Annotated in this window: 18 protein-coding genes, 1 tRNA gene and 2 pseudogenes; 17 read left to right on the forward strand and 4 right to left on the reverse strand. The window is 39.9% G+C overall.

What is annotated here, in order from left to right; genetic code table 11:
• Position 1: 1 nt before the first annotated feature.
• Positions 2 to 535, reverse strand: a complete 534-nt coding sequence (locus LIT25_03485; protein USK34450.1) for a hypothetical protein — start codon at positions 533 to 535, stop codon at positions 2 to 4.
• Between the two features lie 18 nt (positions 536 to 553).
• The gene (locus LIT25_03490; protein ID USK34451.1) at positions 554 to 850 is read right to left on the reverse strand and encodes a hypothetical protein; all 297 of its coding nucleotides are present in this window, start codon (positions 848 to 850) and stop codon (positions 554 to 556) included.
• A gap of 341 nt (positions 851 to 1,191) precedes the next feature.
• On the opposite strand from LIT25_03490, the gene LIT25_03495 reads away from it, so the two are divergent.
• The 7 genes from LIT25_03495 (at position 1,192) to LIT25_03525 (ending at position 8,772) form a co-directional block, all read left to right on the forward strand.
• Positions 1,192 to 2,133: a sugar ABC transporter permease gene (locus LIT25_03495; GenBank protein ID USK34452.1), complete on the forward strand. Its 942-nt coding sequence runs from the start codon at positions 1,192 to 1,194 to the stop codon at positions 2,131 to 2,133.
• The gene (locus LIT25_03500) at positions 2,133 to 2,960 is read left to right on the forward strand and encodes a carbohydrate ABC transporter permease (GenBank protein USK34453.1); all 828 of its coding nucleotides are present in this window, start codon (positions 2,133 to 2,135) and stop codon (positions 2,958 to 2,960) included. The genes LIT25_03495 and LIT25_03500 overlap by 1 nt, the downstream gene beginning before the upstream one ends.
• A gap of 82 nt (positions 2,961 to 3,042) precedes the next feature.
• Positions 3,043 to 4,326: an ABC transporter substrate-binding protein gene (locus tag LIT25_03505; GenBank protein ID USK34454.1), complete on the forward strand. Its 1,284-nt coding sequence runs from the start codon at positions 3,043 to 3,045 to the stop codon at positions 4,324 to 4,326.
• 111 nt (positions 4,327 to 4,437) lie between these two features.
• A complete protein-coding gene (locus LIT25_03510; GenBank protein USK34455.1) occupies positions 4,438 to 4,731 on the forward strand; it encodes a hypothetical protein in 294 nt (97 codons plus the stop codon).
• Between the two features lie 480 nt (positions 4,732 to 5,211).
• Positions 5,212 to 7,023: a sensor histidine kinase gene (locus LIT25_03515; GenBank protein ID USK34456.1), complete on the forward strand. Its 1,812-nt coding sequence runs from the start codon at positions 5,212 to 5,214 to the stop codon at positions 7,021 to 7,023.
• On the forward strand, positions 7,004 to 8,581 hold the full coding sequence (locus LIT25_03520; protein USK34457.1) for a response regulator: 1,578 nt from the start codon (positions 7,004 to 7,006) through the stop codon (positions 8,579 to 8,581). The genes LIT25_03515 and LIT25_03520 overlap by 20 nt, the downstream gene beginning before the upstream one ends.
• A gap of 117 nt (positions 8,582 to 8,698) precedes the next feature.
• Positions 8,699 to 8,772: transfer RNA gene (locus LIT25_03525), tRNA-Gly, on the forward strand.
• Positions 8,773 to 8,888: 116 nt separating this feature from the next.
• Here the strand turns inward: LIT25_03525 and LIT25_03530 are convergent.
• Entirely contained in the window at positions 8,889 to 9,554 is a 666-nt protein-coding gene (locus tag LIT25_03530; GenBank protein USK34458.1) for a hypothetical protein, read from the reverse strand.
• An 87-nt stretch (positions 9,555 to 9,641) separates the two neighbouring features.
• Between LIT25_03530 and queG the strand changes: the two genes are divergently transcribed.
• From queG to chbG, 10 genes and pseudogenes are all read left to right on the forward strand, one after another.
• Positions 9,642 to 10,775: a tRNA epoxyqueuosine(34) reductase QueG gene (gene queG, locus LIT25_03535; protein ID USK34459.1), complete on the forward strand. Its 1,134-nt coding sequence runs from the start codon at positions 9,642 to 9,644 to the stop codon at positions 10,773 to 10,775.
• Positions 10,776 to 10,840: 65 nt separating this feature from the next.
• On the forward strand, positions 10,841 to 11,731 hold the full coding sequence (locus tag LIT25_03540; protein ID USK36144.1) for an amidase domain-containing protein: 891 nt from the start codon (positions 10,841 to 10,843) through the stop codon (positions 11,729 to 11,731).
• Between the two features lie 35 nt (positions 11,732 to 11,766).
• Entirely contained in the window at positions 11,767 to 12,261 is a 495-nt protein-coding gene (gene trmL, locus LIT25_03545) for a tRNA (uridine(34)/cytosine(34)/5-carboxymethylaminomethyluridine(34)-2'-O)-methyltransferase TrmL (GenBank protein ID USK34460.1), read from the forward strand.
• An 840-nt stretch (positions 12,262 to 13,101) separates the two neighbouring features.
• Positions 13,102 to 14,997 (forward strand): PrkA family serine protein kinase, encoded by a 1,896-nt coding sequence (locus LIT25_03550; GenBank protein ID USK34461.1) that lies wholly within the window; start codon positions 13,102 to 13,104, stop codon positions 14,995 to 14,997.
• A gap of 244 nt (positions 14,998 to 15,241) precedes the next feature.
• Positions 15,242 to 15,406: a hypothetical protein gene (locus tag LIT25_03555; protein ID USK34462.1), complete on the forward strand. Its 165-nt coding sequence runs from the start codon at positions 15,242 to 15,244 to the stop codon at positions 15,404 to 15,406.
• Positions 15,407 to 15,758: 352 nt separating this feature from the next.
• Positions 15,759 to 16,931 carry a sporulation protein YhbH gene (gene yhbH, locus LIT25_03560; GenBank protein ID USK34463.1) on the forward strand — a complete coding sequence of 391 codons (1,173 nt, stop codon included), beginning with the start codon at positions 15,759 to 15,761 and terminating at the stop codon, positions 16,929 to 16,931.
• Between the two features lie 132 nt (positions 16,932 to 17,063).
• Complete coding sequence (locus tag LIT25_03565) at positions 17,064 to 18,449, forward strand: ankyrin repeat domain-containing protein (GenBank protein ID USK34464.1); 1,386 nt, start codon at positions 17,064 to 17,066, stop codon at positions 18,447 to 18,449.
• 488 nt (positions 18,450 to 18,937) lie between these two features.
• A pseudogene (locus LIT25_03570) lies at positions 18,938 to 19,039 on the forward strand (PTS lactose/cellobiose transporter subunit IIA).
• 692 nt (positions 19,040 to 19,731) lie between these two features.
• Positions 19,732 to 21,023 (forward strand): annotated as a pseudogene (locus tag LIT25_03575) (6-phospho-beta-glucosidase).
• Between the two features lie 102 nt (positions 21,024 to 21,125).
• The gene (gene chbG / locus LIT25_03580) at positions 21,126 to 21,815 is read left to right on the forward strand and encodes a chitin disaccharide deacetylase (GenBank protein ID USK34465.1); all 690 of its coding nucleotides are present in this window, start codon (positions 21,126 to 21,128) and stop codon (positions 21,813 to 21,815) included.
• A gap of 165 nt (positions 21,816 to 21,980) precedes the next feature.
• Here the strand turns inward: chbG and LIT25_03585 are convergent, their stop codons facing one another.
• Positions 21,981 to 22,997, reverse strand: coding sequence for an acyltransferase (locus LIT25_03585; GenBank protein ID USK34466.1), 1,017 nt, complete (start codon positions 22,995 to 22,997; stop codon positions 21,981 to 21,983).
• Positions 22,998 to 23,037 lie beyond the last annotated feature (40 nt).

The raw sequence follows: 23,037 nt of genomic DNA on the forward strand, positions 1-23,037 counted from the left end.
GTCAACCCCTCTCTTTTTTGTTTTTTGATATAATTGTGTAAGCCCAATAGAGAAGGCTGCTCGAATAAACTGGATTTGCAGGCAGCTTTAATATACCGCTTACAATCAGCACAACCGACAATAAAGAGTCCGTATCCACTCTCCCTGCTGTCTGTTTTTTTAGTCCAGTATCAAGGTTTTGCATCAAATTAGATAGAATCTGAGAAAGGTCCGACTGGATCCCCGGATAAGAAGCAACGGAGATTTCAACCGCTCCCTTTACTATCTCATCAAACTGTTCCTGTGTAATCATCTGCTCATAAAATTCGATCAATAGCGTACCTGTAATAGAGGATGCTTCAGCTCTCTTCACTGTTGGAACGTCATTAAAGACTTTTGTTAGATTGGAAGCTGTATACTCATTTTTCCACCTGTCGCATTTCAAGCGCACCCTCCCAGGAATAGCGTGAACAACATGAACTTTTTGATCCTTTATTGCTGAAATGATTTTAGGAGCGGCTAAGGAAGCTCCAATTCCAAGCATTGTTTTAAGCATATGATTTCTCCCAGCTTATCATGTATATTTTTCTATGATTTTCAGCCAGCGTTTAATAGAAAGCGGCTGTGCAGCAGACTCCGGTTTAAATAGAATGAGAGCAGAGCCCGTCTCTTTCGTAAATTCTATTGAATTAATATCTGGATCCTGTTTCATTTCGTCAATCAGCAACCACATATTCTTCTCATTGTCTCTCCAATTTGGAAAAGACAGACGCATGCGTCCTGGAATATAATGCTTAAGGAAAATCCCATTCCTCTGCAGCAGCGTATTCACCCTTCTTGTAAAAAAATAATCCTGTACAGCATTCAGCAAATCCATACCCCTCTACTAAATATTGTATTTATTCTTTTTTTTGAATTTTATAACTATCATCTTATATAGTCAATAATTTCCTATTATAACAGGATAATAGTCCTGTCTCTTTCAACAAAGAAAGATAAAGTTAGCCAGATCTATGGTTCGGGCCTTCAATCTATAGATATGTTTTACTTTCTTAAATAATTTAACTGTTCAGCTACCCGGCTGTCTTTTTCACTAGCAAGATCATATAGTCAAAATATTGCACCTTCTTCGTCAATTTAGTCTCCCTATATAAGTAAGCGCTGCCATTATAATAAAAGAAAGCGATTACATTAAAAGGGGTGGTGATACGGTTGGAAACGAAAATTCAGACGGATCCGGTAAGCACGAAATCTCATTTGGAGGCAGTACCTAAAAAGAAATTTAAGTATAAGAGTTTACTAACATACGCTGCCTTTGTTGGACCGGCACTTTTATTTTTCTTAGTTATTCAGATTCTTCCTTTCTTAATGGGTCTTTATTATTCATTTACTTCATGGAATGGAGTCAGCTCGGCTGTTGAGTGGGTAGGAATTGAGAATTATAAGAAAATCTTTACGAACGATCCGGCCTTTTTTAATTCTTTTATGTTTACGACGAAATTTATGTTTGCGGCTGTTATTATTAGTAACTTAATAGGTTTTGCGTTTGCGCTGATTTTAAATGCTGCGCTTAAAACCAAAAACATATTGCGGACTGTGTTTTTTATTCCTAACGTGATCGGCGGGTTATTGCTCGGATTTATCTGGCAGTTTATTTTTGTAAAAGGGTTTGCTTCGATCGGGAACATGACGGGCATCGAATTTTTCAAAATGCCGTGGCTTGGGGATGAAACGACAGCGTTCTGGGGAATTGTCATTGTATTTGCATGGCAGACCAGCGGTTATATGATGGTCATCTATATTGCAGCGCTTCAAGGTGTGGATAATTCCCTGCTGGAGGCTGCGAAAATGGATGGTGCATCAAGCTTCACACTTTTAACAAAAATCATTATTCCTTTAATATTACCGGCATTTACGATTTGTCTGTTCTTAACGATTTCGATGGCATTCAAGATCTTTGACCTGAATATTTCCCTGACAGGCGGAGGGCCATTCAATTCAACTCAGTCTGTAGCGATTAATATTTATCAGGAAGCCTTCCAGAACAACCGTTATGGATTAGGTACAGCGAAGTCCATTCTGTTCTTTGTAGTAGTTGCAATCTTTACTACAGTTCAGGTTATGATGACGAAGAAGAGGGAGGTTGAGGCTTAATGGGTAACCGGTATACAAGCAGGACGTTTATATTAGAGATAATAGCCATTGCCGTCGCGCTCATTTTCCTTGTTCCTTTTTACTTCGTGCTGATCAACTCTGTCAAGCCGTTTGCGGCAATCCTCATTGATGCTGCAGCATGGCCGAAGGAATTCATGTTTTCTAACTATGCCAAGGTGTGGGAGATCATCAACTTCCCTCGTGCATTCTGGAACTCCCTTGTGATTACGGTTTTCAGTAACATTGGTTTAGTTATCATAAGTTCGATGGCTGCGTGGAAAATGGTCCGCACGCCAGGAAAGTTCAGCAAGATTTTATTCATTCTCTTCGTAGCTGCCATGGTCATCCCGTTCCAGACGGTCATGATCCCGCTTATGAAGCTTGGCGGTACGCTCGGGATAACAAATAGTATTCCAGGCTTAATCATGATGTATTTTGGATTTGGTGTTCCGCTGTCGCTGTTCTTATATCATGGATTCGTAAAAACAGTTCCTGTGGAAATTGAAGAATCAGCGAAAATAGACGGGTGCAGCGAGTTCGGAGTATTTTGGAGAATTGTTTTCCCTCTTCTAAAACCGATAACTGTCACGGTCGTTATTTTGAACACGCTATGGATCTGGAATGATTATCTGCTTCCATTGCTGGTTCTTCAGGATGCAGAGCTGCGGACGATTCCGCTTGCAGCAAGCTCATTCTTTGCTCAGTATACGAAGCAGTGGGATATGGGTCTTGCCGCGTTAGTGCTTGGTATTACACCAGTCGTCATCTTCTTCTTATTCTTACAGAAGCACATTATCAAGGGCATTGCTTCTGGCTCAATCAAGTAGATATAAAGTTTCTGCATTCATTGGATGTAATGGGTGCAGAAAATTATATAATATTATAGTTATCAAGGAGGTCAATCCATTAATGAAACGCTTTCTGTTATTATGTATGTCTTTGGTATTCGTATTTGGTATTATGGCTGGCTGTTCTTCAAAGGAAACGGCTAAAGATGGGGAATCAGGCGGAGATTCTAAGTCTGGTGATGAAGTAGTAACGCTTAATTTCTTCCAATTCAAGGTTGAAATTGCTGATCAGCTTCAAGAGATGATTAAAGAATTCGAAGCTGAGCATCCAAACATTAAAGTAAAGCTTGAAACAGTTGGCGGAGGTGCCGATTACGGTGCAGCGCTTAAAGCAAAATTCGCTTCAGGTGAAGAGCCGGATATTTTCAACAACGGCGGATTTAAAGAATTAGAGCTTTGGAAAGAAAAGTTAGCTGATCTATCAGGCGAGCCATGGGTTGAGCATGTTCTTCCAATCGGAAAAGTGCCAATGACAGATGCAGACGGCAAGCTTTATGGTATGCCTGTAAACCTTGAAGGATATGGATTTGTTTACAACAAAGATTTATTTAAAAAAGCGGGTATTACAGAGCCGCCTAAAACGATTGACGAATTAAAAGCCGCTGCGAAAAAGCTTGAAGCTAAAAAGATCACTCCATTCTCTGCCGGTTATGGCGAGTGGTGGGTAATTGGACAGCATTTACTTAACATTCCATTTGCTCAGCAAGAAGATCCAGAAGCATTTATCGCTGGATTATATGATGGTTCTGAGAAAATCCCAGGCAACAAGCAGTTTAAAGAATTTAAAGAAGTATTAGACACAGAGCTTAAATATGCAAACGATAATCCATTAACAACAGATTACAATACTCAAGTTACACTGTTTGCTTCTGGTGAAACAGCAATGCTTCAACAAGGAAACTGGACTGAGAACATGATCACTGAAATCAATCCTGAAATCAACATGGGCTTCCTTCCAATTCCAATCAGCAATGATGATAGTGCAGGAAACCTTCCTGTAGGCGTTCCGAATAACTGGGTATTGAATAAAAACTCAGAGCACCTTGAAGAAGCTAAAACATTCTTAAACTGGATGGTTTCTTCTGAAACTGGTAAACGCTTCATCACAGAAGAATTTGCATTCATTCCAGCATTTGATAACATTGAGCCAGCAGGTCTTGGCGATCTGGGAACATCAATCCTTGATTACTCTAAGGAAGAAAAAACAATTCCTTGGACTTGGTTCAAATGGCCGGATGGAGCGAATAAAGAATTCGCAGCAGCTATACAGGAATACGCTGCAGGCAAAATTGATTATGATACACTGCTTGAGAGATTCCAGACCTCATGGGATAACTTGAAGTAATAGATTGAAAGAAAGCATGCCTGTTAGAGGTATGCTTTCTTTTCTTGCCAACCCATATTGTTGATTCAATAGGCGCGATGCAGCACTTTCTAGAGAAGTCAGTATCGAGTTGTGGTATCAAAAAGCGAAATGCAGCACTTTCCTAAGCAGTCAACATCGATTTGTGGTATTAAAAAGCGAAATGCAGCACTTTCTAAAGAAGAAAGCATCGATTTGTTGTATCAAAAAGCGAAATGCAGCACTTTCCAAAGCAGTCAACATCGAGTTGTGGTATTAAAAAGCGAAATGCAGCCCTTTCCAAAGCAGTCAGCATCGATTTGTGGTATCAAAAACCAAAATGCAGCACTTTCTAAAGAAGAAAGCATCGAGTTGTGGTATCAAAAAGCGAAAAGCAGCACTTTCTGAAGAAGTCAGCATCGATTTGTGGTATCAAAAAGCGAAAAGCAGCACTTTCTGAAGAAGTCAGCATCAAGTTGTGGTATCAAAAACCAAAATGCAGCCCTTTCTGAAGAAGTCAGCATCAAGTTGTGGTATCAAAAACCAAAATGCAGCCCTTTCTAAAGAAGTCAGCATCGAGTTGTGGTATCAAAAACCAAAATGCAGCACTTTCAGAAGAAGTCAGCATCAAGTTGTGTTATCAAAAACCAAAATGCAGCCCTTTCTAAAGAAGTCAGTATCGAGTTGTGGTAACAAAAACCGAAATGCCGCACTTACCAAAGGAGTCTTATCAAGTTGTTGCATCAACTCAATCCGCACTTATCACACCAAATAGAATATCCCCATTCAAACCTCGAGGTATTTGCAGGAAGATTCAAAAAAGTCCTTTTAAGAGTATGAACCTCACTATATACTAAAAGTTAAGTATGACCTGGGAGGTCCGTCCCCATGCTGAAGAAAAGCATCCGGAATAAGCTAATTGTTTTATTAATGATTACGACAATTGTGCCTTTTGGCAGTTCGATCATTATTACCTATTTATATACGAAAGGCTCCATGGAGGACCAAGTCGTCCAGGAAAGCAGCAATCTGCTGTATCAGGGCAAGGTTAACCTGGAGAGTTACCTTAATGAGCTGAATGGTTTAACTCTTTCTCTCTACAATAATCCTGATTTCATTAACTATATGAGATCACCGGATACTGAGAATAATTATTTAACCATAGGAATTGTTAAAAATGTGATGCTGACAATTCTTTATACAGCGGATACCATTAATGAAGTGAAAATTTCATTTGCAAAGGATGACCGGGTTATTTCTGCAACGAAACGTTCCACAATTGTTTTTTCCACAAGCAAAGAAGATTCCAGGAATGAAGCGTTCAACAGTGCAGAACGCAGTCCTTATAACATGTATATTGAACCAATCTATGCAAGCCACGAGAACAACACAAGAGGTGCAAGAGACATCATAAAGATCCACAGAGCACTGACGAATGTTCCTGGCAATGATGTCCTTGGCTATATTACACTTGGGATTTCACCTGATAAGATAATCGATTTAAGCAGAAATTTATATAATCGTGATACAGAAGAATTCTATCTATTATCATCAGAAGGCGAGCTTATTTACAGCTCAGATACAGATATTTCTGACAATCAAAATGATCATAAATGGATTGACCGCGTTCTGGGAGCAGAAAAATCTTCAGGAACCATGGAGTGGAAGGAAGACTCTTTTAATGGGGTGATGATGTACGATCAGCTTTCGGCTTCATCTGGAGGATGGATTTTAGTGAAAAGGGTTCCATATCACAACTTATATGAAAGTGCTTATAGTGTAGCCAAAATTAATATTCTATTTGGGGTTATTGGATTATCATTGGTTGTATTAGCTACCTTGTTTGTTTCATTTAAAATCACATCGCCTATTCGAATTTTGCTTCAAAATATTGAACAAGTGGAAAAAGGAAATATGAAGGTTCCGGTTCAGTCCTTTGGTTCAGATGAAATCGGGATTCTTGGATACAGGTTTCAGCAAATGATTGAACGGATCAATCACTTGATTACCCGTGAATATAAGCTTGAACTGGAAAACAAGACGAATCAGCTAAAAGTGCTGCAATCACAGATCAACCCGCACTTTTTATACAATGCGCTGCAATCAATCGGTACAGTTGCTTTAAAAAATAAAGTTCCGCAAATTTATTCCTTAATTACGCACTTATCTAAAATCATGAGATATGGAATGAACATGGAGGAAGATTTAGTTCCTTTGAGTAAAGAAATAAATTATACGAACGCGTTTCTTCTTTTGCAAAAGGAACGCTTTGGCGAAAATCTTGATTACACTGTAGATGTCGATGAAAACGTTCAAGAGGTTCAGGTTCCAAAAATGATTTTGCAGCCGATTATTGAAAATTATTTTAAACATGGGTTTGATATTCGTGAAGGTGTCGGGAGCATCCGGCTAAGATGCTGCAGGGAAAACGATGAGCTTGTCATGAAAATAAGCGACAATGGAATCGGAGTGACGGAAAACAGGTTAAATGAGATATATGAACATTTTAAAGCAGAGGCATTGAATAAAAAAGGAGAAGAAACAAATATAGGGCTGAAAAATGTGTATGTCAGGCTAAAGCTCTATTATAATCTGCAAGCTGATCTAAAGCTTGAAAACCAAGAAGAAGGAGGCTTTATGGTAACCATGAGGCTGCCTATATGGATGGAAGGTGAAGGAAATGAAAGCAATCATCATTGATGATGAAAAGCATGTTCGTGAAGGTCTGCTTTTATTGGCGGATTGGGATAGGCACGGAATTCACACCATTCTTGAGGCTGAGGATGGCGAGGAAGCGGTAGAGCTGATCACAAAGCACAGGCCGGAAATTATTTTTACGGATATGAGTATGCCAAGAAGAGATGGAATAAGTCTGTTAAAATGGCTTTATTCCTCTGATTTAGGCAGCAAAACGATTGTCGTAAGCGGATATGATGACTTTGATTATATGCGAAATGCCATAGCTTACAAGAGCTTTGATTATATTTTAAAGCCCATTGAGCCTGATGTCTTAAATGAAACATTGGAACGGGCCGTGACAGAATGGAAAGAGCAGGCCCGTTCCCGAAACTCTCTGGCTGAGGAAAGCCGGGTTATGAATGAAGTGAAGCCTCTCTATTGGGACCAGCTGTTCTCAGGTCTCTGTACAAAAAAGGAAATACCACAATCAGCAGAAGAGAAAATTGAAAAAGAATTTGGCATTTCAATAACGCTCGCTGAAAAAACAGCTGCCATCCTTCCAATAAAATCAATTGTCATGAAATCATTCCAGGGTAATTATGAGCTTGCCTATTCTGCACTTTCAAACATGTGCAGCGGATTATTAAGAAAACAGAATGACGGTGTATGTTTCCGGAACATTAATAAGGAAGAAGAGCTCGTTATCCTCTTTTGGAAGAATAAGAATGTAGCCTATCTTTTAGAAGAAATCAGCGCTTTCATTTATCAATCTTATAAAATTAATTGTATTCTTGCTTTGGGAAAAAGATCGATTGATTTAAATGAAGCCTATGTTTCTTCTGAGCAAGTATATATAAAACATAATTTATTGAGTAAGCAAAAGATTGTGACAAGTAATGATGTTGATTTAAAGCCGCTCCTTCATCTGTTTGATTTTTCAAACGAACTGAAATGGGCGCTTAAATCGGGCAGTGCTGCCCAGGCGGAAATACAGCTGGATCAAATTTTCACAAAGCTGATCAATGATCATACGCTGTCATTAGAGCAGATTAAACTATGGGAAAATCAATTTGACTTATTGAGAAGCAATTGGATCAAAGAATATGAGGTCCATCATCATCCGGCTTTTTATTCTGGTACGGATTATTGGAAGGAAGACGGTTCTTTTTCTTTTGAAAAGTTCAAAGAAGAAAAGAAAAAAGAATGCGCTCAGCTAATCAATTTTCTCTCTCATGTGAAGTATCAGAAAGAAAAAAACAACATGCAGCAAATTGAAGAATACCTGCAGCAGCATTATCAGGAGGACATCAATCTCCAGGATATTGCCGATCGGTTTTTCTTAAGCCGTGAATACATTTCAAGGAAATTTAAACAGGATTATCATGCAACACTAACAGATTATCTGACAAATATCCGCATGGAAAAAGCAAAAAAGCTGCTTGAGAATCCTTATTTAAAAATATATGAAGTGGCCTATGGTGTAGGCTATCAAAATGAAAAGTACTTCAGTAAGGTGTTTAAGAAACAAGTTGGGATTACACCAAATGAATACCGGCATTCTCTGACTTCTAAACCGTAATTGATGATAGAGAAAAAGCAGAAATTCCTGTTTTTTCTTTATCGTAATTTCGACAAAATCTGATTTTTTAGGTTGAAGAAGGGTCCATTTTTTGCTATAATATCTTTATTACCTTTTGCGGGTGTAGTTTAATGGTAAAACTCTAGCCTTCCAAGCTAATGTCGTGGGTTCGATTCCCATCACCCGCTCCATACATATACAACGCAGTGTTTCGTTTTTTGACAAACGGGGCATTGCGTTTTTTATATTTTTGTTAAAAACTAAATCCCTCCCTGTAAATCAGGGAGGGAATGCTGTGTCAGGTGCATTATTTTACTAAACTGTATTTTCCATCCCCGCCATGAATCTGAAGGAACATTTTCGTTAATGATGATAACATTTCATCCGCATTTTCATCATTCATGCTTGGCTGGAGATAGATCAAGTGAAGTGCGTTTGAAGTTTCTTCAGTGACAGCAGTCCGCTTTGAGTCCACATAAGGGCTTCCAAAGGCACCTGTCTCATCTGATGAAAGCAGTTTTCCGTTCATGGATATATCCCGTCCATTGATGGCCATATAAGCATCAGATTCCTTGCCAACCCTGATTTCAATATTCCCGGACATCTTATCGGTATCGTAAATGCCGAATGGGATTTGATGCTGCAGGGAGAAGAAGTTATTTAAATCAACGGCTGAATGGATTGGTTCAAGATACTGCTGCTTTTGAATTCTGCGGTACAGCGCTTCGCTTGAAGGACGATACCGTCCTGGATCTGCGCCAAGCTTTTTAAAAATGCTTCGCCATTCCTGAATCGGTTTTAGATCCTGTACTTTTTTGTCTTCCATTTCAAAAAAGATTGATTCCTGGAAGAGCCGCATTCTTCCTTTAAGCATTTGCGGGGATTCTGATACACTTATTGCTGTATACTCAATAACGCCCAGCTTAAACTCAGGAAAATGCTGTTTGATTTGAGGGCGTATAGAAATTTCCATCATTTTATCCTCCACTTTTTAATGTACTTATTTTACCATATAAGATAATGTCTTTTCGAAAATATAAACCGAAGGGAGGTGCAGGACATGAATTATTTAGAGCTTAAACAGGATATTCTTTCATTCAGCAAGAGCATTGGCATTGATAAAATCGGGTTTGCACAGGCGTCTGTATTTGATGAACTGAAGCAGCGGCTGATTGTTCACGAACAAAAAGGATATCATTCCGGTTTTGAAGAGCCTGATCTTGAGAAGCGGACAAATCCCGATCTTCTTCTGCCAGGGGCGAAATCGATTATTTCCATTGCGCTTGCTTATCCATCCAAGCTGAAGAATGCACCAAAAAGCACGAAGGAAGATAGAAGAGGTATCTTCTGCAGAGCTTCGTGGGGACAGGACTATCACCATGTGTTAAGGGATCGTCTGAATAAGCTCGAGGCATATATACGGGAGCGGGTTCCTAACGCAGAGCTTAAGTCAATGGTTGATACAGGGGAACTGTCAGACCGGGCTGTGGCAGAGAGAGCAGGCATTGGCTGGAGCGGAAAAAACTGCGCGATCATCACTCCGGAATTTGGTTCGTATGTATACTTGGGCGAAATTGTCACAAATATCCCATTTTCGCCGGATACACCAATGGAAGACCGCTGCGGCAGCTGCAATATCTGTGTGGATGCTTGTCCGACAGGGGCGCTTGTACAGGGCGGCCAGCTTGATTCTACTAAATGCATCGCCTTTTTAACGCAGACGAAGGGCTTTTTAGCAGATAAATACCGTAAGAAGCTGGGAAACCGTTTATATGGCTGTGATACTTGCCAAACAGTATGTCCAGAGAACAAAGGCAAGGATTTTCATCTTCATGCAGAAATGGAGCCGGACCCTGAGATTGCAAAGCCGAAGCTAAAGCCCCTTCTTACCATGAGCAACCGGGAATTTAAAGAGAAGTTTGGACATGTATCGGGGTCATGGAGAGGGAAAAAACCGATTCAGAGAAATGCGATTATTGCACTCGCGCACTTTAAGGACCAAACTGCTATCCCGGAATTAATACAGCTGATGCACAAAGATGCGCGTCCGGTCATTCGCGGAACGGCTGCATGGGCAATCGGATCGATTGGTGAAAAAGATAGTCTGATCGACCTGCAAAAAGCCCTTCAGTTTGAAGAAGACGAAGAAGTCCGGAAAGAAATCAAAAAAGGAATATCGCTTATAGATGCGTAAGTTTCATACTTGCCAATCTCCTTTCATATGGTCTTACTAAAGACAAATATGGCGGTGAGGCATTGATGAAAAATAATCTTTCAGCTGCAATAAAAGCTAGGTTAGAGCTGCTAATCAACAATCGGCGTGCTAAAGAGCTTGATATAATAGAAGACAGCAAAGTGCTGCTGCGGAAAAAAAAGATTCTGGAAAACAGGAATGTCGAGATGGTAAAAGGAAATGTCTCCGTTCAATTGCAGCATATCGAAAAAGTATCTAAACGGGAGAAGCGTGTTTCCTACCAGTGTCATTATAAGTATTTTCATAAAGATCAGGAATCCTTTTATCTTGAAGAAAAAACGGAAGACCGTATCGCTGTATTTCAAAATGGAACAATCATCAGAGATTATAAGGTAGAGCATCAGTATGATGAAACATTTGCAGAAAGCGATGATTCTTCTAATGAAAGAGTATCTTTCTTTTACGACAGACTTGCTGCCGTTCAATATGCCGAGAGATGGTGGAACACCCACAATCCCAAGTTTAAAAATTTCGATGTAAACTGCACGAACTATGTTTCCCAGTGTCTTCATGCAGGCGGAGCTCCAATGAGAGGGTACCCGGGGCGGTCAGCCGGGTGGTGGATGCAGAACAATATCTGGAGCTACAGCTGGACGGTTGCCCATTCTCTCACCCTGCATCTCGGGAATTCTAAAACAGGCTTGAGAGCGATAGCAGTGGGAGCACCAGAAGCGTTAATGCCGGGGGATGTCATCTGCTACGATTTTCAAGGCGATGGCAGGTTTGATCATACAACCATTGTTGTCGCGAAGGATCAGGCAAACATGCCTCTTGTGAATGCAAATACGTACAACAGCAGAATGCGTTATTGGGATTATGAAGACTCAACAGCTTACACACCGAACATTAAGTATAAATTTTTTCATATCGAGGATGATTCGGGTTCTAAAAAATAAACAGTGGTATAATACGGGTAACAGATTTTGATGAGGTGAAGAAAGTGGCATTACATGTCGTACTCTATCAGCCGGAAATTCCGGCAAACACAGGAAATATTGCACGAACTTGCGCTGCAACCAATACAACACTGCACTTAATCCGTCCTCTTGGCTTTTCAACGGATGACAAAATGCTTAAGCGTGCGGGCCTAGATTATTGGGAATATGTGAATGTGGTTTATCATGATTCCTTAGATGAGCTGTTTGAAGCATATCCGCAGGGCGAATTCTACTATATAACGAAATTCGGAGAAAAACCGCATACAACATTTGATTACAGCAACCATGAGGAAGATACCTTCTTTGTTTTCGGGAAAGAAACAACAGGACTTCCGAAAGACTTAATCGCAGAAAACCTGGAAAGATGTCTGCGTTTGCCGATGACAGGTAATGTAAGATCCCTGAACTTATCGAACACCGCTGCGATTTTAATCTATGAAGCATTAAGGCAGCAGAACTATCCAGGATTACTCAAAAAAACGACCTGAGAAGCGAATCTCAGGTCGTTTTTTTATATGTTTATTTTTTTAAGCCTGGCTTATCATTGTATCCAGCAGTGAATATAGAAACTAAGAAAGTGATGCATACCCCTAAAACTAATGCCGTTTTCATCGTGCTGATTCCTCCCTTATATGTAAATGATGACCCTTACATAGCTAGTCCTATTATATCCTATCCCAAATATCATGTGAATAAAAATGGGAAGATTTCCTGAATTATCTTTTTTTGAGATCTGCAGGCTAATCATGAAGTTATTCACCGGCTAATAATGGACATTTTCGAATAGAAAAATGATATTTAGAATCGAAACGTTCATCTGCGGATCATATCGGAAAATCAAGGCTAAATCAAAATTTAGAAAATCTAAATAAATGCCAAAACCGGCTAAATCTTTTTAAAATCCGGCTACTAAAATTTCAATTTCCGCTAATAAAACTTCGATTTCCGCTAGATATGTACCCTGGCCGAAAAAAATTCATAATCGGCCGTAAGATTTTAAAAATTGACCGTAAAATTCGTCATTTTGACCGTATGGCGGGCTCAGGCCGTTATCAGGGGGCACGCTTTTTTTATTGAATTCTTATCTGCCTGTCGGGGCTGAACAGTCGGTTCCGCTTTTCTCATTGTCTTGCTCCACCTCCTAACCCCTCGGTCAGAACAAATTCCCCGAAAAAGTCAAAACCGGACTTTTCCGGTGAATTCTTTTCTGCCTGTCGGGGCTGAACAGTCGGTTCCGCTTTTCTATACAAAAAGAGAATGTTAAAGGACATCCTTGCATAAAGTGTATTAATCGCGCTCAAGTATCACCAATGATGGAGGAGGTCCTTATGGATATCTTAAAAAAAATTGAAAAGTACAGAGAAGATGAACAGCGACTGAAGTGGGAAGGAACCTTCGTTGAGTATTTAGAGATGTTAAAAGAGAAACCATGGGTTGCACAATCGGCTCATTCACGAGTTTACAATATGATCAAAGATGCCGGTATAGAGGAAGAAAACGGATCAAGGCGCTACAAGTTCTTTGATCATAAGCTGTTTGGACTTGAAGAGTCGCTTGAGAAACTTGTGGAGGAGTACTTCCACCCGGCAGCAAAGAGATTAGATGTCCGGAAACGGATTTTGCTGCTTATGGGTCCTGTCAGCGGGGGGAAATCAACGCTCGTGACCATGCTGAAAAGAGGTCTTGAGACGTATTCTCTGACAGATCGCGGTGCTGTGTTTGCGATTAAAGGCTGCCCAATGCATGAGGATCCTTTGCATTTAATTCCCCATCATCTAAGAGAAGATTTCTTTCAGGAATACGGTATTCGCATTGAGGGGAATCTGTCGCCTCTAAACCTGATGAGACTTGAGCAGGAGTACGGAGGCCGCATTGAAGATGTGCTGATTGAGCGGATCTTTTTCTCAGAGGATAAACGGACAGGAATCGGAACGTTCAGCCCGTCTGATCCGAAATCACAGGATATTGCAGACTTGACTGGAAGCATTGATTTTTCAACCATTGCGGAGTTTGGTTCAGAGTCTGATCCCCGAGCTTATCGTTTTGACGGCGAGCTGAATAAGGCAAACCGCGGGATGATGGAGTTTCAGGAGATGCTGAAATGTGATGAGAAATTCTTGTGGCACTTGCTGTCTCTTACGCAGGAAGGCAATTTTAAAGCAGGGCGATTTGCCTTAATTTCCGCTGATGAGCTCATAGTGGCGCACACCAATGAAACTGAGTACCGCTCCTTTATTTCCAACAAGAAAAACGAGGCACTCCATTCAAGGATTATCGTGATGCCTGTTCCTTATAACTTAAGAGTTTCTGAAGAAGAAAGAATTTATGAAAAGATGATTATGGAAAGTGATGTAGCAAATGTTCATATTGCACCTCACACGATGCGTGTTGCGGCTATGTTTACCATTTTAACGAGATTGAAGGATCCGAAGCGCGGCGACATTGATCTCGTCAAAAAGATGCGCTTGTATGATGGCGAGAATGTAGAAGGCTACAATAACGTCGATGTAGAGGAGCTGCAAAAGGAACATGTAGATGAAGGAATGAGCGGAATTGATCCGCGGTATGTCATCAACCGAATTTCTTCGACCATCATCAGAAAAGAAATTCCTTCTATTAATGCACTCGATGTCCTCAGATCTTTAAAAGAAGGATTGGATCAGCACGCATCCATCTCAAATGAAGACCGCGAACGCTACTTGAACTTTATCTCCGTTGCAAGAAAAGAATACGATGATCTTGCGAAGAAAGAAGTGCAGAAGGCATTCGTTTATTCTTACGAGGAGTCTGCCAAAACGCTTATGGATAACTACCTGGATAATGTGGAGGCTTATTGCAATAAAAATAAGATCCGCGATCCGCTGACTGGGGAAGAAATGAATCCGGACGACAAACTGATGCGCTCAATTGAAGAGCAGATCGGAATCTCTGAAAATGCGAAAAAAGCATTCAGGGAAGAAATTTTAATCCGAATCTCTGCTTATGCCCGGAAAGGAAAACGATTTGATTACAACTCTCATGAGCGTCTTCGCGAAGCCATTCAGAAAAAACTGTTTGCTGATCTGAAGGATGTAGTGAAAATTACAACGTCCTCAAAAACACCGGATGAGCTGCAGCTGAAAAAGATCAATGAAGTTGTGAAAAGACTCATCGATGAGCACGGCTATAACTCAACATCTGCAAATGACCTGCTGCGCTATGTGGGCAGTCTGTTAAATCGGTAAATGAAAGCCGGGTAAATGTGCCCGGCTTTCACTTGTAAATGGGTTTGGCTGATTTTGAAAGACGGCGGTAATAATCGAAAAAAAGCTGAAAGATTGAAGAACCGTAATTTAGACAGCGTGGATCCAGGGTTTGTCATTTATCCCCCATCCTGGCCCAAGAACCTAATCCAGTTCGCATATCACCTTCAGGTTTCAATATGGATAATACCGGGAAAAGTAAAATTAATACAGGGAGGTGCTTACCATGACGAAAGAAAATGAAACAGAAACAGAAAACGGTTCAATGGTGCGCAATATGAAGGATTTAGTAGAGCATTCGAAGATCATGGAGCATATGAAAACAAATCAGGAAGTGATAAAAAGCGGCAAAAAACCTGATCCTGCTCAGCATGAAGATCAAAATAAATAAAAACTCTCTGATGTGACTGTCAGAGAGTTTTTTTCTGTCCTTTTTTACACTATGACATAGCGTGATTATAAAGGGATGCATATATATAAAACCAGGTTTTACATGAAAGGCCATATTAATTCGCTTTTCTGAATAAACCCAATCATAACTTCAATAAATATACAGAATGTAACTTGTCTATTTTTTAAAAGGACAAGTCTAATTTTCTAAATTATTTGTCAATTATCTCTTTTTTCAGCATAGGATAGAGTAATCTAAACAATACCGAATCTAGACCCAAAGCTATTTTATGTATATAGGTGCAGTTTGGTGAATCTATTCCAAAATTTTTTTTGGAGGGGGAGAAAATAAGATGATAGAAGGAAATGGGCGCAACTTTGTCATTTCGAATGAAGATTGGTCCCTCCATCGCAAAGGCCACGATGATCAGAAACGTCACCAGGAGAAGGTTCAGGAAGCTATCCGCAGCAATTTGCCAGATCTAATTACGGAAGAAAATATTGTGATGTCAAACGGTAAAGATGTCGTTAAGATTCCGATCAGGTCACTGGATGAATATAAAATCAGATACAATTATGATAAAAACAAACATGTTGGTCAAGGAAATGGAGACAGTAAAGTCGGCGATGTTGTAGCAAGAGATGGTTCTCAGCAGAATGCAAATGGTCCCGGTAAAGGGCAGGGAGCAGGCGATCAGGCAGGCGAGGATTATTATGAAGCAGAGGTTTCACTGATGGAGCTTGAGGTGGCGCTTTTCAAGGAGCTTGAGCTGCCGAATCTGAAGAGAAAAGAAATGGATCAGATTGTTGTAGAAAATATTGAATTTAATGATATACGAAGAACAGGATTGATGGGAAACATTGATAAAAAGCGGACGATGCTCTCTGCTTATAAACGCAATGCTATGTCAGGAGCACCGAAGTTTCATCCAATTTATCCTGAGGATTTAAAGTTTAAAACGTGGAATGAAGTTGTGAAGCCTGAATCACGCGCTGTCGTTTTAGCGATGATGGACACAAGCGGATCAATGGGTATTTGGGAGAAGTATATGGCAAGAAGCTTTTTCTTTTGGATGACAAGATTTTTGCGCTCCAAGTACGAAAAAGTAGAAATTGAATTTATTGCCCATCATACAGAAGCAAAGGTTGTCTCGGAGGAAGACTTCTTTTCAAAAGGGGAAAGCGGAGGAACGATCTGTTCATCTGCATACCGGAAAGCACTTGAAATTATTGAAGAAAAGTACCAGCCGAGCCGCTATAATATCTATCCTTTCCATTTTTCAGATGGAGATAATTTAACATCTGACAACGCCCGCTGCGTCAAGCTGGTGGGAGAACTGATGAAGGTTTCAAACATGTTTGGATACGGGGAAGTTAATCAGTACAATCGCCATTCTACTTTAATGTCCGCTTATAAGAATATCTCTGATGAAAGATTCCGCCACTATATCCTCAAGCAAAAAGTCGATGTGTTCCACGCGATGAAAGGATTTTTCCGGAAAGATGAAGAGCAGATGTATGCATAGAAAAAGAGGACGAAACATCGTCCTCTTTTTCTGCTTTTCTATAAAAAAAATGACCTTTCAATAAAGCGTAAAAATAGGTAAAATAGGATAGTTCATATCGCACATAGAATTTACATATATCCGGAGGGTCGAATGTCAGAGCATATACACAGAAAAGAACATATTTATTTTATTATCCTGCTTTTAATCAGTATCCCGATATATTTATTATTTATCTTCACGGGAGTCGGACTTTTAATTTTACTTCCTATTATACTGATCCCGCTCATTGCTCATTTGCTTTCCATCGGAATGATCCGCGGCAATGGAGTGAAGGTTACCCCTTATCAGTTTCCTGAGATTTATACAAAGGTGAATGATCTTGCAGTTAAAATGGAAATGAAGAAGCTGCCCGATATTTTTATCATTGAATCTGAGGGCATGCTGAATGCGTTTGCGGCAAGATTTTTGGGGAGAAACATGGTTGTACTTTATTCGGGATTAGCCGAGCTGCACGTAAAGGGAGGAAAAGATGAACTTGATTTTGTCATTGCGCACGAGCTTGCACATATTAAAAGAAATCATCTATTAAAAAATTTCTTCGTTCTGTTTGGAAACTGGGTGCCATTCCTCGGCAGCGCCTATTCAAGAGCCTGCGAGTATACTTGTGACGCCATCGCTCATTATTATACGGAAGACCTGGATGCCTCAAAACGCGCATTGACTGTCCTTGCTATTGGTTCAGTACTATATAAACATGTTAACGAGACTGAGTATCTGCAAGAAAGCAGCCGCGAAAAAAACCTGTTTGTCTGGTTTAGTGAAAAATTATCTACACACCCTGTTCTGCCAAAGCGGATTCATCAATTAAATGTGAAATTTGGCGAGCATGATCCATCCATCTCATTTAAGACGACTGCATGGTTTAAAGCGGGTTTAGCAGGAGCACTTGCATTGATCTTGCTTCTCTGCGCATCAAGTTTCTATTTATTTCAAATGCTGGCTGACACAAGTCTTTACAGTGATTTTGTGCTGGACAGCGAGGAAACTACCCAGCTTATGCTTGCAGCGTCAGAAAATGACTTAGAGCGTGCAGAAGAGCTCATAGAAGATGGTCAAGATGTAAACGCTCAGGATGCATTTGGCATGACTCCGCTTATGTATGCAAGTTATCCACCCGCAGATGAGTATGAAGAAGAGTTGATCATCAACACTGAAATGGTTGAGCTGCTCCTTAAACATGGGGCAGATCCAAACATCATTTCAGAAAATGGAGATTTGGCTACTGTAGATATCATTTACTCAGGCAATCTTGATTTAGCTGAACTGCTTATTGAGAAAAATGCCGATATCAATCTAGAAGACGGCTACGGGCAAACAGCGCTTACTGCTGCTGTATATGAGGGAGATGTGAAAATGGTTGAACTTCTGCTGAATGCAGGGGCAGATCCTGATTATGTCACAAGCGAAGATGAAACAGCCCGCTCAATTGCCAAGGAAGTAAAGGTGCCAGAAATTACTGCCATGTTAAAGAAGTAGCTTGCTAATTTTATAGAAAATGATATAATTTTGATAATTTACAGTCGAAAGGGAGATACACCGTGTAATTTTTGCAAGCCGCTTCAGGTAATATGGCTGTCATCCAGTCTTATCAGGAACTGCGTCCAAGCTAAATTTGTACTCCCGGCTTACAGATGAGAAAAAAAGAATAGTAATTAAAGGTCCAAATCCCATTGATTTGGACTTTTCTTAGCTTCAGCGGCACATGCTCCGTTTGGCGGAATGAAGCTGCCTTGGAAGCGAAGGCAGTACGGAAGGCATCGAGCCATACTAAGAATTTATATCAATCAGAATTTTATAGAAGTGTTCAACTTTCAATTAGACAAAAAAATAGCGGAAACTAACGCCTAATTTCTTACATGAAACACAGAGAAATTAGGCTTTTAGTATGTGTATACCCTTAACTCCTTCATTTCCATTAAATCTCTGCCTCCTGAAATTCCCCAGTTTTTCTCCTGCCCTATATCCTTTTAGTACATGCCCAGGATCATTTGATGAATACGATCACGGTCCGCGAGCTGACACAGGAGATTATCTATTTGCACATAAAGATCGAAGAAAAAAACTGAAAAAAGAGAGAGAGGGAGAACGATGTGTTAACGCACGTATGATTCCTCTTTTTTGGCTCACTCCTGGATTTGGGTACTCATAGGGTGCGTATGATTCCTCTTTTTTGGCTCACTCCTGGATTTGGGTACTCATAGGGTGCGTATGATTCCTCTTTTTTTGCTCAATCCTGGATTTGGGTACTCATAGAGTGCGTATGATTCCTCTTTTTTGGCTCAATCCAGGATTTGGGTACTCATAGGGTGCGTATGATTCCCCTTTTCAGGCTCAGACCTGGATTTGGATACTCATAGAGTGCGTATGATTCCCCTTTTCAGGCTCGATCCTGGAGTTGGATACTCATAGAGTGCGTATGATTCCCCTTTTCAGGCTCACTCCTGGAGTTGGATACTCATAGAGTGCGTATGATTCCTCTTTTTTGGCTCACTCCTGGATTTGGATACTCATAGAGTGCGTATGATTCCCCTTTTCAGGCTCACTCCTGGATTTGGCTACTCATAGGGTGCGTATGATTCCCCTTTTCAGGCTCACTCCTGGAGTTGGGTACTCATTGCGTGCGTCTCCTTTCTTTTTTTGAAGGAATAGGGAAATAAAAGCTTTTGCGCATTGAAGGCGAGCGCAATCGCCAACCTTCGACAAATCTGTCATACAGTAGCTAAACAGGCACTTGCGCTTTTCTTATTAATTTGATGAGGTGAATGGGATGAAAATAGTAACAATCGGCGGCGGTTCAAGCTATACACCGGAATTAATTGAAGGACTTATCAAACGCTACAGCGAGATTCGTGTATCGGAAATCTGGCTCGTTGACATCGAAGCCGGCAAGGAAAAGCTGGAGATTGTCGGACAATTGGCCAAGAGAATGATTGAAAAAGCAGGACTTCCAATAAAGGTTTCTCTAACAACAGATCGAAGACTTGCACTGAAAGGTGCGGATTTTGTAACCACCCAAATGCGTATCGGCTCCATAGATGCCCGAATATTGGATGAGAAAATTCCGCTTAAATATGATGTCATCGGACAAGAGACGAATGGTTCAGGCGGCTTATTTAAAGGTCTTCGGACGATTCCGGTCATCCTTGATATTTGCCGTGACATGGAGGAACTTTGTCCGAATGCCTGGCTGATTAACTTTACTAATCCAGCAGGAATGGTCACAGAAGCTGTTTTAAGATACAGCAAGATTAAGAAGGCAGTAGGCTTGTGCAATGTTGCAAAAGTCCTGAATGTTGAAAGCGCACGAATTCATATTGATTTTGCAGGATTGAATCATATGGTATTCGGATTGCGTGTATATTTAGATGGGAAGGACAAAACAGCGGAGATTATCGATAAACTGACAGCCGAGGATCAGCAAATGTCGATGCAAAACATAGCCTCGCTTGAATGGGAGCCTCAATTTTTGAAAGCGCTGCAGGTGATTCCGTGTCCATATCACCGCTATTACTATAAAACAAGGGAAATGCTTAAGCATGAGAAGGAAGAAGCAGCTGTAAAAGGGTGCAGAGGAGAAGTCGTGAAACAGCTTGAAAAAGATCTGTTTGAACTTTATAAAGACCCAAATCTGTCGATCAAGCCGCCGCAGCTGGAAAAACGCGGAGGAGTGTATTACAGTGATGCCGCCTGCAGCTTAATTAACTCCATTTACAATAATAAAGGGGACATTCAGCCAGTGAATGTTCAAAATAATGGAGCGATTACAAGTCTTCCTTTTGACTCAGCAGTAGAAGTGGACTGCATCATTACAAAAGAAGGTCCGAAGCCGATTGCGATGGGAGGGCTGCCTGTGACTGTTAACGGGCTTGTTCAGCAAATTAAATCGTTTGAAAGAGTGGCGGCAGAGGCAGCAGTTTCAGGCAGCTATGAAACGGCTTTGCTCGCCATGACCATTAATCCTCTCGTTCCTTCAGACCGTGTGGCAAAGCAAATCTGGAAGCACATAATGAACACCTTCCGCAGTTTTTCAAGGAAGCATCTTTTCGTTAATAGTATTTTTAAAGTTTGATATTGGCGAAGGAAATGCGGTCTGTCATTTTCAAGAAAATAACTATGCGAAAAACAGCCCTATCAGAAGACAGGAGGAATCTTATGCCTCGTTTTATTATCAATGCAGATGATTTTGGCTATTCACGGGGTGTAAATTACGGAATCATTGATGCACATACTGATGGCATTGTAAATTCAGCGACAATGATGGTGAATATGCCTGGTGCACAGCACGCCGTTTCGCTTGCTAAGGAGCATCCTGAGCTGCAGATTGGCATTCACTTAACGCTCACTTGCGGGAGGGCTGTAAGCGATCAAGTATCTTCTTTAATAGATGATAACGGCTACTTTAAGATTAAGAATGATCCTAACCAAAATCAGAATTTAAATGTTGCCGAAGTTGAGATTGAATGGGAGACGCAAATTCAGCGGTTTTTGTCATTTGGCCTTACTCCTTCTCATCTTGACAGTCATCATCATGTTCATTCATGGCCAGTACTAGAACAGGTTATAATGAATCTGGCAAATAAGTATGATTTGCCGGTAAGGCGTTTTTGGGAAGGGGAAAAGGAAGGACTGCAAGCATTCTCTGATGTATTTGTGCATACTTTTTACGGTGATGATTTAAATCCGGATTATTTTACGGATTTGAAAGAATCATATCAAGGGGATATTCGTGTTGAAGTCATGTGTCATCCTGCTTATATTGATGAAGCTCTATTAAAGGGTTCTTCCTACTGCTTGCAGAGAAGCAATGAACTGTCTATATTAATGGCAGCTCGACGTGTATAGCTTGCGACCAGCTAAATTAAGCGATTTTCAGACAGAAAAAAATTCAGAATAGATAAAGAATGCTGAAGAATCTCAGTCCAATATTAAATGAAGGTATTTTCAGCCTGGTATCACTTTTAAATTGCTGGTATCTCTAGCAGTATAGAATCTTTTATCATTTCATTTTTATCCTCTAAATGACTGTTTTAAATATTGAAGAAAACTATATGCAAAATACGAAATAAAAAAAATAAACAGGGTATATAGTAGGGTCCAAATTAAATTTTCTGTCATACTTTTCAGTCCCCAAGTATTTACTCCCATTTCAACGATTTTTATGAAAAAAACATGGATAATATAAATACCAAGAGCATTACTGCCAACTTTTGTTATAAACAAACCCTTTCCTAACTGTTTGTTATTCAGTGCAAAGGAAAATAAAAACACGGTTAGAAAAATTGTGGATATAAAATATTCTCCATGACTGCCTGATAATAACTTTTCTAAAATGTAGCCCTCCATCACTTGCAGAAATGAAAAAACAAAAAATAAATATAAATAAATATTTGCGTTTATTTTCAGGGATTTAATTATTTGTGAATTAAAAGCAAAGAAAAATCCTAACGTTATATAAAATAAACCGAAGAATATAGCATCTCTAGTACTGATTGAAATTTTGCAGAACATTGAATAGGATTGTCCGAAAAGCCCTATTATGTTCAAAATAAAACTAAGGATTAATAGCACATTTATTTTTTTTAGTCTATAAAAAATAAACAGAATGATGATACTCCAAATTAAGGACGTTAAAAACCATAATTGATATCCGCTGGTCCCTTTGCCAAAATATAAAAGATTCAGCATTGTAAATTCATCAAAATACTTCATTAATTTCTGTTGTACATTAGAATCACTTTGATATATGACGAGAACATCGTATATTGTATAAAAAATGAGCCAGCAAACGTAGATTTTAGCTATTTTTATAACATACCTTTTAAAATATACAACAGACTCTCTGGTATTTAATATTTTAATTCCGAACAAATAACCTGAAGCAACAAAGAAAAAAGGAACAGCGAATCTAGAAAGGTTATCAAGAATAAATAATCCAATCTGACTATCTAATGGGAAAGTATGTATCACTACTACAGCAAAGATCGCAAAAAATTTTATAAAGTCTATTGCATAATTTCTCTCCATTATTTAACCCCTTCGTTTTAATCTTTTACCTTGTTTTAGA

The sequence above is a fragment of the Bacillus sp. F19 genome, from assembly GCA_023823795.1.
In the GTDB taxonomy this organism is placed as follows: Bacteria; Bacillota; Bacilli; order Bacillales; family Bacillaceae; genus Bacillus_P.